This window comes from Streptococcus infantis (assembly GCF_019929575.1).
Taxonomy (GTDB): Bacteria; Bacillota; Bacilli; order Lactobacillales; family Streptococcaceae; genus Streptococcus; species Streptococcus infantis_L.
This window is the reverse complement of sequence record NZ_JAHZPU010000007.1, coordinates 1-13,783: the sequence shown is the minus strand read 5'-3', so window position 1 is coordinate 13,783 and position 13,783 is coordinate 1. Positions and strand designations below refer to the sequence as shown.

Here is a 13,783-nt window from a genome sequence, read left to right as displayed (position 1 = left end):
AGTTAGTAGCAGCTAAGCTATTTCTAGTATTTACTCATGTTCACCCAAGATACGAACTTCTCGCTCGAGAGTAACACCTGAGTGTTCTTTAACCTTCTCAATGACAGACTCAATCAAGTCTTCATAATCTCTGGCAGTTCCATCAGCAATATTAACCATAAAGCCTGCATGCTTTTCTGAAACTTCTACGCCACCAATACGATATCCTTTCAAACCAGCTTCAGCAATCAATTGTCCAGCAAAATGTCCCACTGGACGTTTAAAGACTGATCCACATGAAGGATACTCTAAAGGTTGCTTGAGTTCACGAAGGTGAGTCAAGCGGTCCATTTCTTGCTTGATAACTTGGTGATTACCTGGAGCTAAGGCAAACTTAGCAGATAGGACTACTGCTCCTGATGCTTGAATGGCTGAATGACGATAACCAAAGGCTAAGTCCTTAGCAGACAAGGTTTCGATTTCACCTTCCTTAGTCAAGATTTGACAAGACTGAAGAACATGAGCAATCTCACCACCATAGGCGCCAGCATTCATAAAGACTGCACCTCCGACGCTTCCTGGAATTCCACAAGCAAACTCAAAGCCTGTCAAGCTATGACGGAGGGCAATACGAGTGGTTTCAATCAAGTTAGCTCCAGCTTCAGCCTCAATAGTGTAACCATCAACAGAAACATTATTGAGCTTGTCACACATGATTACAAAGCCACGTACTCCACCCTCACGGACGATAATGTTACTTGCATTTCCAAGAACCATCCAAGGAATGTTTTCCTGATTGGCAAATTTTACCACACGAGCCATCTCATAACGATTACGAGGAAAAACTAAATAATCTGCCTTCCCTCCAACTTTGGTATAGGTATAAGTTTTTAGCGGTTCATCGAATCGAATATCGATTCCTTCTAAGGTTTCATTTAATTTATCTAATACGGTCATTTTTCTAATCCTTTTATAAAATTCATTCCATTATACCATTTTTAGCTCTATTTTTCGATGATTTGGTTAGCTTTTCAAAAGCTCAAACTAAAAAGAGGATGAACCTCTTTTTTGTATTATTGCTTTTTATAAAAGATTGTTTTTGTAAAGTAAATAAAAATAATAACTTCCACTGCTAACAATCCTTCTACGAGAAGTGGATTTGACAACCAACCAACTTGAGATAGGCTCGGAGCCAAATCAAATAGGGCGTGTAAACCATAAGCAGCTACTAGGTAAATCCATTTCTTTTGGCGAACTGCTTGATAAACCCAGAAGGTCAAGCCGACTTGAAGAAGTAAGGCTAGGATTCTCTCTAGTCCCAAAAGGTAAATCTGCCATGCTGCTATATTGTTAATCGTAGCAAGCGTACTTTCAGGCAAGAGCTGCATAATGTTTGGATTTTGAGATTCTACGGCTGAAAAGAGGATGAAGAGATTGAGTAAACTTGCAATCCCGATATAGATCAACTCCAAGCCACCATGACCCAATCCATAAGCAAGAGCATCTGAATCTTCCAAAGTTCTTTTCTTCTCCAACCATTTAAAGAAAATAAGTCGAGCTGTTTCTTCAAATAAAGCAGCCATAGAAATGCCATAAATCACATAGAGAAGAGGATTTTCTGACATGAGTGGAACTGTCCCATCCTTTTGTGGATGAAGAACCAAGAGATGAACGATTTTCTCCAAGACTTGAGAAGAAGCAAAAAATGCAACTGCCCCAAGGCCCAAAACTGCAAAATTAATCTTGTATTGCTTTCTTGCATACCAAATAGCTGCTATAAGGATAGCAAACAAGGCCAGCATCGTTATTATTACATGAATTTTCATATTTGACTCCTTTTATTCTGCCTGTTCGATATCTTTTTTCATCTCGTCAACATTAAACTTAGCAAATAGATACTGACGATCTTGCACAGGAAAACGTTGATCCAACTGGTCAACAGCTCCCACCTCTACAATCCCTTCCTTGATAACGAAGTCCATAACGTGGCCACCAAAGGTTAGATCGTCTGAAATGAAGTGCAAATGATAACCAGCAACACTAACTCCATGGAAAATTTCAGGTGTCCAAAAACCAACGATAGTTCCTGAAACATTGTCGCAGCTATATTCAGGCTGATGCGTCGCAACCTCAGCAAACTTCGTTTCGCTTGTTGATTTTGGAATCATGCGAACATGCATATGCTTAAAATCACCATGAATCTTGATGGAACGGAAAAGATTTTCTCCATCATAATAGGACTCAATACGTTTTTCAAGTTCCTGATCAGTCATTTCAAAACGCTGGCGGAAAATAACTTCTGCCTGGTGGGGTACAACTGCTGCATAGGGGATCAAGGCATCTGGTGAAACTTCCACAATTTCAGGTTTCTCCCCTGAACCCTTAGCCTGATATGCTTTCCCATCTAAGACAATCAATTCTCCATCGATAGAATCCAGGGTTCCTAATCCTAAATCACCATGTTCAAGCAATTCACCAACGGTCATGGTTCCACCGTAAAGTCCCGCCATCAAGGCTCCCAAAGTATTGTATTGGAATAATTTAACTGGTTCTTGCACCTTTATCATCTCACTCTTCTTTGAAAATTTTACTTACTAAGTATATCACATTTCTGATTAGAATTGAATGCTAGACTGCCTTTTAATACTCAATGAAAATCAAAGAGCAAACTAGGAAACTAGCCGCAGGTTGCTCAAAGCACTGTTTTGAGGTTGTAGATGGAACTGACGAAGTCAGCTCAAAACACTGTTTTGAGGTTGTGGATAGAACTGACGAAGTCTGTAACCATACCTACGGCAAGGCGACGTTGACGCGGTTTGAAGAGATTTTCGAAGAGTATAACATTGCCAAACTTCTAAAAAAAAGGTACAATGTAACAAAATCATGAGAGGTCTGGGATGAAGCAAGAAAGCAAATATGAACAAGTCGTTCACTATCTAAAAAATGAGATAGAATCAGGTAGATTTCCCACTGGAAGTCGCCTACCATCTATCCGAAAACTTAGTCAAGATTTTCACTGTAGCAAAGACACCATACAGCGCGCACTCTTAGAACTCCGATACGAGAAATATATCTACTCCAAACCTCAAAGTGGTTATTATGTATTGGAGCAACAAACCAGTCATGAAGACTTAATTATCTCAGTTAACGATGAACACGCAGCAGCCTATGATGATTTTCGTCTGTGCGTTAATGAGAGCTTGATTGGGCGAGAAAATTATCTCTACAACTACTATGAACACCAAGAGGGTTTAGAAGAATTACGTCAGTCCGTTCAGACATTACTCTTTGATCAAGCGATTTATAGTAAGGCAGACCAATTAGTCATGACATCTGGAACCCAACAAGCACTCTTTATTCTCTCTCAGATTGATTTTCCAGGTCAAGCTCAGGAAATACTGGTCGAACAACCGACCTATCATCGGATGAATCAGCTGCTACTGGCTCAAAATCTTCCCTATCAAACCATTGACCGTCGAGTAGACAGCATTGACCTAAACGAACTTGAGGAACACTTTAAAAGCGGAAAGATTAAGTTTTTCTATACTATTCCCCGTTTCCACTATCCTCTGGGACATTCATATTCTGAAGAGGAAAAACTTGCCATCCTTGACTTGGCTGCAAAATATCAGATTTATATCGTTGAGGATGACTATCTGGGGGACTTGGATCCTAAAATGGGACAAACCTTTCATTATTTAGACCAACATGATTTGGTCATCTATATCAAGTCCTTTTCTACCAGTCTTTTTCCTGCCCTTCGAATCACTGCCCTTCTTCTTCCAAACACTATCAAGGAAGCTTTTGTGACCTATAAAAACATTCTCGACTACGATAACAACCTTATCATGCAAAAGGCTCTATCACTCTACATCGATAGTCAACTCTTTGAGAAAAACAGACTAGCACGACTGGCACTGCAAGAAAAAAGTCAGGAGCACATCCAACAGCTCTTACAAAGGTATCCCATTTCCCTACCGAACTATCCACTTCATGATGGTCTTTTGCTTGATCTCAGGAACTATCCTAAGATTGCTAGTCTCAAACATAGTTCATTAAATCTTGACTTTTTCGAATCATCCTACATAGGGACTTGTCCTTATCATTTTGCAAAAGTTCCCCTCGAAAATATTGAAACAACATTAAGCTATTTAAAAACAGAGAGTGGGACAGAAATCGGTAATTCGTTAGAATTCGATTTCGTCGTCCCACCTCCGCACAGTTGAGTAAGGCTGTAAAAGCTGATGAAATCAGCGTAGTATAGCCCACTCAACCACTGCGTCTTGCTCGATAATCTAAAGACAATTGAGAGGCTAGGACTTTTGTCCCAGCCTCTGTTATTTTTTATTGCTCTACTTCTGTTAGCTTAGCAGCTTTTTCAAGATAAGTTTGGTAAGTTCCGTCATCTTTCAGTTTTTGGATGACCTTATCAACTACTTCCTTCAAATCTGAGTTACCTTTTTTGATAGCTACAGCATTTGCTTCGCCTTCCTTCATAGTCAAGCTTACTGTAGCCACTGCCAAATCTGAGTTCTTAGCAGCATAGCTTAGTGCTACTGGCTCATCCATATGAACGGCATCAACTTTACCAGATTGGAGCTCGTTGACTGCTTCTCCCATGTTTGTCAAAGAAGTCAACTGTGCCTTTGGAAGTTGCTCTTTAACCATAGATTCAGGAACAGTTCCTTTCTGAGCTGCAATATTAGCACTTGCTAGAGAGTCCAAATCCTTGTATTTTTCAAGATCTGATTTTCTGATAAGGAAGCTAATTTTATTTTCATAGTAAGGAATTGAGAAATCAAAGACTTCTTGTCTTTCTTCAGTTGCACTGATTCCCGCAATTGCTAGGTCTGCTTTTCCTGTTTGAAGACTGGTCAAGACATTATCAAAACTCATACTTGAAATTTCCAATTTCACTCCAAGTTCATCAGCGATTGCTTGCGCCATGTCAATATCCGCACCTACGACTTGGTTTTTACCATCCACAAGTGCTTGAAACTCAAAGGGAGCATAGTCGGGACTAGTTGCGACCACTAATTTTCCTTTTTGCTTGATGGCCTCCACTGCAGACTGCGAGCTTGAGCTAGACGATTGGCAAGCTACCAATAAGAAGCTTGCAAGAAAACTACATAAGACAAATATCCATTTTTTAAAATTCATAAATAAACAACCTCTCTATTAATTTTGTATAATTATAACTTATTCAGAAATACTTGTCAAGTTTTTCTTGCATTTTCATAAAATATAATTAAAAAATATAGAAATTCAGTGGTTAGTTTATCTATCTATTGGGAACTTATTTTCAAAAAAATCATTTATCATATCTCGATGTTGCTGGTTTACAATTGTGATATTTTGTATGTCCCTATGTTCAAAAAATCCTAATTCTAAAGTTTCGTCACTCGTAAAAACATTTTTAGAGATAGAAGTTTCAGATGCAACTAAATACAAAATTGTAAGAACTTGAGCCTCATCACCATTTGGATAACTATCTGAATATTTTGTATAAACATTTAAAAGTTTTTTCACTGTCACTTTCAGTCCAGTTTCTTCGTAAAACTCTCGAACTAACGCTTCTACAGCCGATTCGCCTAATTCAATAGCTCCGCCTGGTAATCCCCAAGTTCCTTTATCTGCTCGTTTTTGTAATAATATTTTTCCTGATTGACTTAATATTCCACATGTGAAATTTAAAATAATTTTATCTTTTCCAACTTTTTTTCTTATATTCTGTATGTAGTTCATTATTCACCTCTGACAAAGTAAATTATCTATACAATGAAAGCTTACTCTAGTAAAAAGTAAGCTTTCACAATAATTTTATCATTTGAATACTTTACAATTCAACAATCTTACCTGTTTCAAAGTAAACAACCCATTCACAGATATTTTTTGCATAGTCACCGATGCGTTCCAAGTAAGAAATAACTTGGAAATAATCACGACCTGTGACGATAGCTTCTGGATGTTTTTTGATTTCTTCTGTAGCTAGGTCTCGAATATTATCAAAATAATGGTTGATATTTTCATCCATGGTTGCAACTTCATAGGCTTGATCCACAGAACCATTCAAATAAAGTTCTAAAGCGGCTTCAACAAAGTTTTTTACTTCACGACCCATTTTTTTAATTTCTTCTTCGACTGCTGGGATGCGTTGTTCACCCTTCATACGAATGGTTGCTTCAGCAATGGATACTGCATGGTCCCCCATACGTTCTAAGTCTGACACAGCTTTTAGAACTGTTAAAACTGTACGTAAGTCTTGTGAAACTGGCTGTTGTAGGGCAATCATTTCAAATGATTTCTTTTCAAGTTTAACTTCGTATTCGTTTACTTCTGCATCTTCCTCAATGACTTCTTTAGCCATGTCACGGTCATGCGTTACAAAAGCACGTACGGTACGATTGATTTGGGAAAGAACTTCTTGTCCCATAGCATAAAACTGATTATGCAATTTCTCTAAATCTTCTTCAAATTGAGATCGTAACATCTTCTCACTCCTTATCCAAATTTACCTGAAATGTAGTCCTCTGTCTCCTTATGTTGAGGATAGAGGAACATTTCCTTGGTATCGTTAAATTCAATCAAATCTCCATTGAGGAAAAAGCCTGTCTTATCGGAGATTCGAGATGCTTGCTGCATAGAACGAGTAACCAAGAGCATGGTGTATTTGTCTTTTAGACCATACAAGGTTTCCTCAATCTTACCAGCAGAAATAGGGTCCAAGGCTGAAGTTGGTTCATCCAAGAGGATGATTTTAGGGCTAGTCGCCAATACACGTGCCACACAAACACGTTGTTGTTGCCCACCTGAAAGACCAATAGCAGAGTCATGCAAACGGTCCTTGACTTCATCCCAGATTGAAGCACGTTGTAAAGCCTTCTCCACTGCTTCATCTAAAACCTGCTTGTCTTTTTCCCCATTTATACGGAGACCATAAACGACATTTTCATAGATAGACATAGGAAAAGGATTGGGTTGTTGGAAGACCATACCAATTTCTTTACGTAATTCAACTGTATCCGTACGAGGACTATAGATATTGTGACCGTTATAAACCACTGATCCAGTTGTCGTCACTTCAGGATTAAGGTCACCCATTCGGTTAATAGCCTTTAGAAGTGTTGATTTCCCAGATCCAGATGGACCGATAAGGGCTGTAATTTCCTTGGGTTGGAACGATAAGGAAACACTATTCAAGGCCTTCTTTTTATTGTAATAGACTGACAGGTCTGAAACCTGTAAAATCGGTTCTGTCATACTATTTCCTCTCTAACCAAAGTGTCCAGTTACATAGTCATTTGTTGACTGTAGCTTAGCATTTTGGAAAATATTTGCAGTTTTATCATACTCAATCAAGTCACCCAGATAGAAGAATCCTGTATAATCACTAGCACGCGCAGCTTGTTGCATACTGTGAGTTACGATGATAATGGTAAAGTCCTTCTTCAACTCCAACATGGTTTCTTCAAGCTGGGCTGTCGCAATCGGATCCAAGGCAGACGCCGGCTCATCCATCAAAAGGATATCTGGCTTGACAGAGATGGCGCGAGCGATACAGAGACGTTGCTGCTGACCACCTGAAAGCGTCAAGGCTGACTTATGAAGGTCGTCTTTAACCTGATCCCAGAGGGCGGCTTGACGAAGAGAGGTTTCTACAATTTCATCAAGGACCTTCTTGTCCTTAACTCCTGCACGTTCATGTGCAAAGGTGATGTTGCGGTAAATAGATTTAGCAAATGGGTTTGGACGTTGAAATACCATTCCGATATGTTTACGCATTTCATAAACATTGATCTCAGGGCGGTTGACGTCTATTCCCTGATAGAGAATTTGTCCTGTAACCTTAGCAATATCAATGGTATCATTCATACGGTTGAGACTGCGTAGGTAGGTTGATTTTCCAGAACCTGACGGTCCGATCAAGGCCGTAATTTTATTTTTTTCGAATTGCATATCCACGCCCTTGATGGATTCATTCTTACCGTAGTAAACATGTAAATCCTTCGTAGAGAGGGCCACTTTTTCTTCTGGAAAAGTAATGATATGCCTTTCATCCCAATTATATTTTGACATGGCTTCTCCTTTAGGCCGCGGTTAATTTCTTATGTAGATAGCTTCCGAGTTTACGTGCTCCGAAGTTAAAGATCAAGATAAAGATGAGGAGCACCGCAGCAGAACCTGCTGAAACAAGTGTTCCATCAGGAATAGTTCCTTCACTGTTGACTTTCCAGATATGAACAGCCAAGGTTTCTGCTTGACGGAAGATTGAGATTGGACTGGTTACACTGAGAACATTCCAGTTTGACCAGTCAAGAGCTGGCGCAGATTGTCCTGCAGTATAGATAAGAGCCGCAGCTTCACCAAAAATACGACCTGAGGCAAGCACAATACCTGTTACAATACCAGGTAGGGCTTCGGGGATAACGACATGAAGAACTGTTTCCCAACGAGAAAGCCCAAGCGCCAAACCAGCCTCACGTTGCGTATGGTGAACGTGTTTCAAACTGTCTTCAACATTACGCGTCATCTGTGGAAGGTTAAAGACAGTCAAAGCCAAGGCACCAGAAATAATGGAAAATCCATACTCGAACTGAACTACAAAGATGAGGTAACCAAAGAGACCGACTACGACTGATGGCAGTGAAGACAAAATTTCAATACAGGTACGAACGAAGTTGGTAACACGACCTTTTTTTGCATATTCAGCCAAATAAATTCCAGCCCCCATTGATAGAGGTACAGAGATGAATAAGGTAATGACCAAAAGGAAGAAGGAATTATAAAGCTGGATTCCAATACCACCACCTGCTTGGTAAGAAGATGATTTTCCAGTCAAGAAGGACCAAGAAACATGAGGTAAGCCTCGAACCAAGATATAGAGAATCAAGGAAGCAAGGATGGTCACAATGATTCCTGCGATGGTATAGAGGACAGCTGTAGCAAGTTTATCTAATTTCTTAGCGTGCATAGTTTTTCTTTCCTCTTTCTTTCGTAATCAATTTAATCACACTGTTAAAGGCCAAGCTCATCAAGAGCAATACTAAGGCTAGTGACCAAAGAACATTATTATCAACAGTTCCCATAACGGTATTACCAATTCCCATGGTCAAAACAGAAGTCAAAGTCGCTGCTGGTGTCGTCAATGAAGTTGGAACAACTGCTGAGTTACCGACAACCATCTGAATCGCTAGGGCTTCACCAAAAGCACGCGCCATACCAAAGACTACAGCCGTAAAAATACCTGAACGAGCAGCCTTCAAGGTTACACGCCAGATAGTTTGCCAACGAGTCGCTCCCATGGCTAAACTAGCTTCACGATAGTGACGAGGAACGGCCCGTAAGCTATCAGTTGTCATAAAGGTTACAGTCGGCAAGATCATTACAAAGAGAACAAAAATCCCTGATAAAATACCAAAACCTGTTCCACCAAAGACACTACGTACAAATGGTACCACGACCTGCAAACCGATAAATCCGTAAACTACCGAAGGAATCCCAACTAGAAGTTCAATAGCAGGTTGCAAAATCTTAGCTCCTTTTGGCGATACTTCTGTCATAAAGACTGCAGCACCAATTGCAAATGGTGTTGCAATCAGAGCTGATAGGATGGTAACGATAAAGGAACCTAAAATCATTGGAAGAGCACCAAACTGCTTACCTGAAGGGTTCCAAGTTGCACCAAAGAGAAAATCAAAAATATTCACACCATTCACAAAGAAGGTAGATAACCCTTTTTGGGCTACAAAGATTAAAATCATTGCAACAATAATAACAATCAAAGATAGGCAGGCAAAGGTTAGCCCTTTTCCTAATTTCTCAAGACGAGAGTTTTTTGAAGGAGAGAGTAATTTTTTAGATAATTCTTCTTGGTTCATTATTGACTCCCTTCTAGCGCTGTTACAGTTCCTGCAGCATCTTTTTCAACCTTCATTTCCTTAATAGAAATATAGCCCATTCCTTTAACGATTCCGTTCTGAGCTTCGTCTGAAAGGACAAAGTTTAAGAATTCGGCAACCAATTCATTTGGCTCACCAAGTGTATACATATGTTCATAAGACCACAAAGGCCAATTATTCGTGGTTACATTCTCTGAAATTGGTTCATAACCATTGAGTTTGATTGTCCCAACAGAATCATCAACATAAGCAAATGCTAGGTAGGAAATAGCTCCAGGGGTTTGAGAAACGATTGATTTGACCATCCCGTTTGAATCTTGTTCCTGACTTTGCATTGCTGATTGACCATTCATGATCACACTATCAAAGGTTGCACGAGAACCTGAACTAGCCGCACGGTTGATTATAGAGATGGCTAAATCTTTCCCACCGACTTCTTTCCAGTTGGTAATTTCTCCTGTGAAGATTTGTCGGAGCTGATCCGTCGTTAGATTATCGACATCTACTTCTTTATTGATAATGACAGCTAGGCCTGCAACAGCAACCTTATGATCCACCAAGGCAGATGCATCAATCCCGTCTTTCTCCTCAGCAAATACATCAGAGTTCCCAACATCTACTGCTCCTGACTGAACTTGAGATAGTCCAGTACCAGATCCGCCACCTTGGACATTGACTGTTTTTCCGATATTCCTTGAGCCAAACTCATCTGCGGCAGCTTCAACTAGAGGTTGGAGAGCTGTTGATCCAACAGCAGTCATAGACTCCCCACGATCAATCCAACTAGCACATCCCGCTAGCGACCCAGCAAGCAAAAGAGTTGCAAGAGAGATGGTGAGTTTTTTAAATTTTTTCACTATTTGTCTCCTTGAAAATAATGATGAATAACCCGGATTTTCGCCCTTATTTTCTAATGTTTTTCACGAAAAATCCATACTTCCACTATAACATAAAATACTGATTTTGACTAGTTATTTACCTTAAACCTCAAACCCTTGGGGAAATAATTCTTCAAGGTATTTCCGGTCACTTTTGCAAAACCTAGACCATTTCCACCAACCAAAACTTGGTACCAACCATTTGGAAGAATTTCAGCTAATTGGACCGTTTCACCAGCCACATATTTGACAAAGTCTTCTTGACGAATTTCAATTGATTGTTTGATTTGGCTTGGTTTTAAAGCTAATCCAAGCGCAAAGCTTGGTTCAAAACGTCTCTTCTTAAAGGTTCCAAGATGGAGTCCGTTTCTAGCTATCTTGAGTTTACCAATGTCTGGTAGAACTTCTGGCAAGAGATAAAGCTGGTCACCGAAAACTTGTAGAACACCAGTCAGTTTTTCTTTTAGATGTTTCTTCTCAAAATCCTGCCATAAGGAAATCTGTTCACGAGAAAGGTTTGATTTAGAAGATTTGAACTTCCCAGCCTTGTTTTGACCTTTAAACTGAAGATGGGCCACGAACTGACCTTCTCCCTTAAAGTGATGAGGGTACATTCTAGCTGTCTCAGGTTGGTTGATTCCTTGTGACATACCATTTATATGTTCTACTGGAATGAGTTCAAAGTCATAATTATCCATGAGCCAGTTAATGATTTCTTCATTTTCTTCTGGCGCCCAAGTACAGGTCGAATAAACCAAACGACCACCATCAGCCAACATAGTAACCGCATCTGCTAAAATCTCACGTTGTAAACTAGCGCACTGGCTAGGATAATCGACACTCCAGTAATCCATGGCATCAGGTTGTTTACGAAACATCCCTTCACCCGAGCAAGGCGCATCTAGAACAATTAGGTCAAAATACCCTTTAAATACTTTAGCCAAACGATCGGCAGATTCATTAGTTACAACTACATTTGTCGCACCAAAACGTTCCATATTTTCAACCAGTATTTTTGCTCGCTTACTTGAAATTTCATTGGAAACGAGGAGCCCCTCACCAGCTAGATAGGAGGCCAGTTGAGTGGATTTCCCACCGGGAGCCGCTGCCAAGTCCAAGACCTTCATGCCAGGACTTGGCTGAGCTACTTGCGCCACTATTTGTGCGGCAGGTTCTTGGGAATAGACCAAGCCAGTTACATGTTCTGGGGATTTTCCTGAAACCTTCCCATAGTAGCCCCAGGGTGTATTTGGAATAGCATCTGAAAAAGAAACTTGACTTTCTTTTAAGGGATTGACACGAAAAGCAGAAACAGCCTCATCATCAAAAGAGGCAAGAAAAGCTCTTGCCTCATCTCCCAATATTGTTTCATATTTTTTTACAAATCCATCTGGAAATTGCATTTAAGATTATTTCCTTTCATAGATATAGGATTGAATTTCATCTTGCATCTCGACTGGTACCATCATAACGGCCTGCCGTGTTTTGAAATCAACTTCCTCACCAGCAATCGTAAGAACCTTATAACCTAAACTTTCACCTATGATACTCGCTGCTGAATAATCCCAGGGTTGAAGATAAGTGATATAAGTTAAAAGTCGACCGGATAACACCTTAGCAAAACTAATGGCAGCACTGCCATACACTCGTGTCCCAAGTGCAGCATTTCCCAAATCTGCGACACCCCAAGCGTTTGTTTCCAACATGCCAGCATTACTCGCAATTAGAAAATCTCGCAAGGGCTTACCCTTAAAACTAGGCAAGGGTTCTTCATTGAGACAGGCCTGAAAAGCACCTCCTCCATGATAACAATGACCTTTCATGACATCATAAATGATCCCAAACTGGCCCAAGCCGTTTTCAAAATAAGCTACCATAATGGCAAAATCATCACCTTGGGCGACAAAGTTGTTGGTACCATCAATGGGATCAATGACCCAAACAGATCCATGTCCAACTGAAGCACGTAGACATCCCTCTTCTGCACAAAATTGGTCATCTGGATAACGCGAACGAATCTTATCAACTAAAAAATTCTGAACTTCCTTGTCCAAACGAGTCACCAAGTCTGTAGGGGATGATTTTCTCTCAATATGCAATTCTTCCTGCATATGAGCTAGAATATAAGCTCCTGCTTCCTTGACAATCTCTTTGGCAAACATAAATTTATTTTCCAAGCGAAATCTTCCCTTCCCCTTGATCTTTGGCCAATTGGACAGCTCGATAGAAGGAATAACCACTCGCAGTTTCAAATTCACGGCCCAAGCGTTTTTCTTCACTCTTGCTTGGAACAACCGCTTTGAATCCCTTATAGGAATCTAGTAGTTTTTTTGCCTCTACCTTAGTCTCATAGGCTGCTTCAACATCATTAAAAAAAGAAAGCACTGAAGCAAGTTCTTCAGTGCTCCACGACAAATCTAGTGGGTAACTATACTGTTTATTCATCTAATTAATACCAGCTCTCAATGTAGCTTCTTTCAGTTCTTGTTTACGGTAACTACGAGGGAGAAAAGCACGAATCTCATCTTCATTAAAACCGATTTGCATCCGCTTTGCGTCAATAATAATCGGACGACGCAAAAGACTCGGATACTGCTCAATTAAATGAAGCAACTCCGATACTGAGATACTCTCTACATCAATATTCAATTTTTGAAAAATCTTTGAACGAGTCGAGATGATGTCATCAGTACCATTTTCGGTCAAGGAAAGAATGTGTTGCAGTTCTTTTCTCGTTAAAGGGCTGGTCATAATATTATGCTCTTGGAAGGGCACTTTATGATTCTCGAGCCAGGCCTTTGCTTTACGACATGATGTACAACTCGGTGATAAAAATAGTGTAATCATGCTTTCCTCTTCTTTACATACTTTTCTATTCCTATTATACAAAAAAATAAAGCGCTTGACTAGTTATTTCCGTAAAAAAACCTACTTTTTCAAGAAAAATAGGTTTTGCCCTGTTGTAAAATGAAGTGCAACACAAAAGACATGTTCATCTGATATACTAGAGTTGCAAAAAACAGTATA

General features: G+C 39.9%; 16 protein-coding genes. 1 reads left to right on the top strand and 15 read right to left on the bottom strand.

Going from position 1 to position 13,783, the window contains the following annotated elements; genetic code table 11:
• Positions 1-30 precede the first annotated feature (30 nt).
• From murB to budA, 3 genes are all read right to left on the bottom strand, one after another.
• Positions 31-936 carry a UDP-N-acetylmuramate dehydrogenase gene (gene murB / locus K1I67_RS03785; RefSeq protein ID WP_000217068.1) on the bottom strand — a complete coding sequence of 302 codons (906 nt, stop codon included), beginning with the start codon at positions 934-936 and terminating at the stop codon, positions 31-33.
• A gap of 116 nt (positions 937-1,052) precedes the next feature.
• Positions 1,053-1,805, bottom strand: coding sequence for a YhfC family intramembrane metalloprotease (locus K1I67_RS03780; RefSeq protein ID WP_223338832.1), 753 nt, complete (start codon positions 1,803-1,805; stop codon positions 1,053-1,055).
• Positions 1,806-1,817: 12 nt separating this feature from the next.
• On the bottom strand, positions 1,818-2,546 hold the full coding sequence (budA, locus tag K1I67_RS03775) for an acetolactate decarboxylase (RefSeq protein ID WP_075228280.1): 729 nt from the start codon (positions 2,544-2,546) through the stop codon (positions 1,818-1,820).
• A gap of 330 nt (positions 2,547-2,876) precedes the next feature.
• Here budA and K1I67_RS03770 point away from each other — a divergent pair, with 330 nt between their 5' ends.
• Positions 2,877-4,205, top strand: coding sequence for an aminotransferase-like domain-containing protein (locus tag K1I67_RS03770; RefSeq protein ID WP_223338830.1), 1,329 nt, complete (start codon positions 2,877-2,879; stop codon positions 4,203-4,205).
• A 118-nt stretch (positions 4,206-4,323) separates the two neighbouring features.
• On the opposite strand, the gene K1I67_RS03765 is transcribed toward K1I67_RS03770, so the two are convergent.
• The 12 genes from K1I67_RS03765 to K1I67_RS03710 form a co-directional block, all read right to left on the bottom strand.
• Positions 4,324-5,139, bottom strand: a complete 816-nt coding sequence (locus K1I67_RS03765) for an ABC transporter substrate-binding protein (protein WP_049504353.1) — start codon at positions 5,137-5,139, stop codon at positions 4,324-4,326.
• A 117-nt stretch (positions 5,140-5,256) separates the two neighbouring features.
• Complete coding sequence (locus tag K1I67_RS03760; protein WP_070458341.1) at positions 5,257-5,724, bottom strand: NUDIX hydrolase; 468 nt, start codon at positions 5,722-5,724, stop codon at positions 5,257-5,259.
• Positions 5,725-5,815: 91 nt separating this feature from the next.
• Complete coding sequence (gene phoU / locus K1I67_RS03755; RefSeq protein WP_223338829.1) at positions 5,816-6,469, bottom strand: phosphate signaling complex protein PhoU; 654 nt, start codon at positions 6,467-6,469, stop codon at positions 5,816-5,818.
• A gap of 11 nt (positions 6,470-6,480) precedes the next feature.
• Complete coding sequence (pstB, locus tag K1I67_RS03750; RefSeq protein ID WP_223338828.1) at positions 6,481-7,239, bottom strand: phosphate ABC transporter ATP-binding protein PstB; 759 nt, start codon at positions 7,237-7,239, stop codon at positions 6,481-6,483.
• 12 nt (positions 7,240-7,251) lie between these two features.
• Positions 7,252-8,055: a phosphate ABC transporter ATP-binding protein PstB gene (pstB, locus tag K1I67_RS03745; protein WP_000049858.1), complete on the bottom strand. Its 804-nt coding sequence runs from the start codon at positions 8,053-8,055 to the stop codon at positions 7,252-7,254.
• A 10-nt stretch (positions 8,056-8,065) separates the two neighbouring features.
• Positions 8,066-8,950, bottom strand: coding sequence for a phosphate ABC transporter permease PstA (gene pstA, locus K1I67_RS03740; protein ID WP_000543058.1), 885 nt, complete (start codon positions 8,948-8,950; stop codon positions 8,066-8,068).
• Positions 8,940-9,857 carry a phosphate ABC transporter permease subunit PstC gene (gene pstC, locus K1I67_RS03735; protein ID WP_006150773.1) on the bottom strand — a complete coding sequence of 306 codons (918 nt, stop codon included), beginning with the start codon at positions 9,855-9,857 and terminating at the stop codon, positions 8,940-8,942. The genes pstA and pstC overlap by 11 nt, the downstream gene beginning before the upstream one ends.
• Complete coding sequence (locus tag K1I67_RS03730; protein ID WP_223338827.1) at positions 9,857-10,735, bottom strand: phosphate ABC transporter substrate-binding protein PstS; 879 nt, start codon at positions 10,733-10,735, stop codon at positions 9,857-9,859. The genes pstC and K1I67_RS03730 overlap by 1 nt, the downstream gene beginning before the upstream one ends.
• Positions 10,736-10,845: 110 nt before the next feature.
• Positions 10,846-12,159, bottom strand: a complete 1,314-nt coding sequence (locus K1I67_RS03725; protein ID WP_223338826.1) for an RsmF rRNA methyltransferase first C-terminal domain-containing protein — start codon at positions 12,157-12,159, stop codon at positions 10,846-10,848.
• Between the two features lie 6 nt (positions 12,160-12,165).
• Complete coding sequence (locus K1I67_RS03720; RefSeq protein WP_223338825.1) at positions 12,166-12,933, bottom strand: inositol monophosphatase family protein; 768 nt, start codon at positions 12,931-12,933, stop codon at positions 12,166-12,168.
• Positions 12,923-13,201: a UPF0223 family protein gene (locus K1I67_RS03715; protein WP_223338824.1), complete on the bottom strand. Its 279-nt coding sequence runs from the start codon at positions 13,199-13,201 to the stop codon at positions 12,923-12,925. The genes K1I67_RS03720 and K1I67_RS03715 overlap by 11 nt, the downstream gene beginning before the upstream one ends.
• On the bottom strand, positions 13,202-13,603 hold the full coding sequence (locus K1I67_RS03710) for a Spx/MgsR family RNA polymerase-binding regulatory protein (protein ID WP_045763368.1): 402 nt from the start codon (positions 13,601-13,603) through the stop codon (positions 13,202-13,204).
• Between the last annotated feature and the right edge of the window lie 180 nt (positions 13,604-13,783).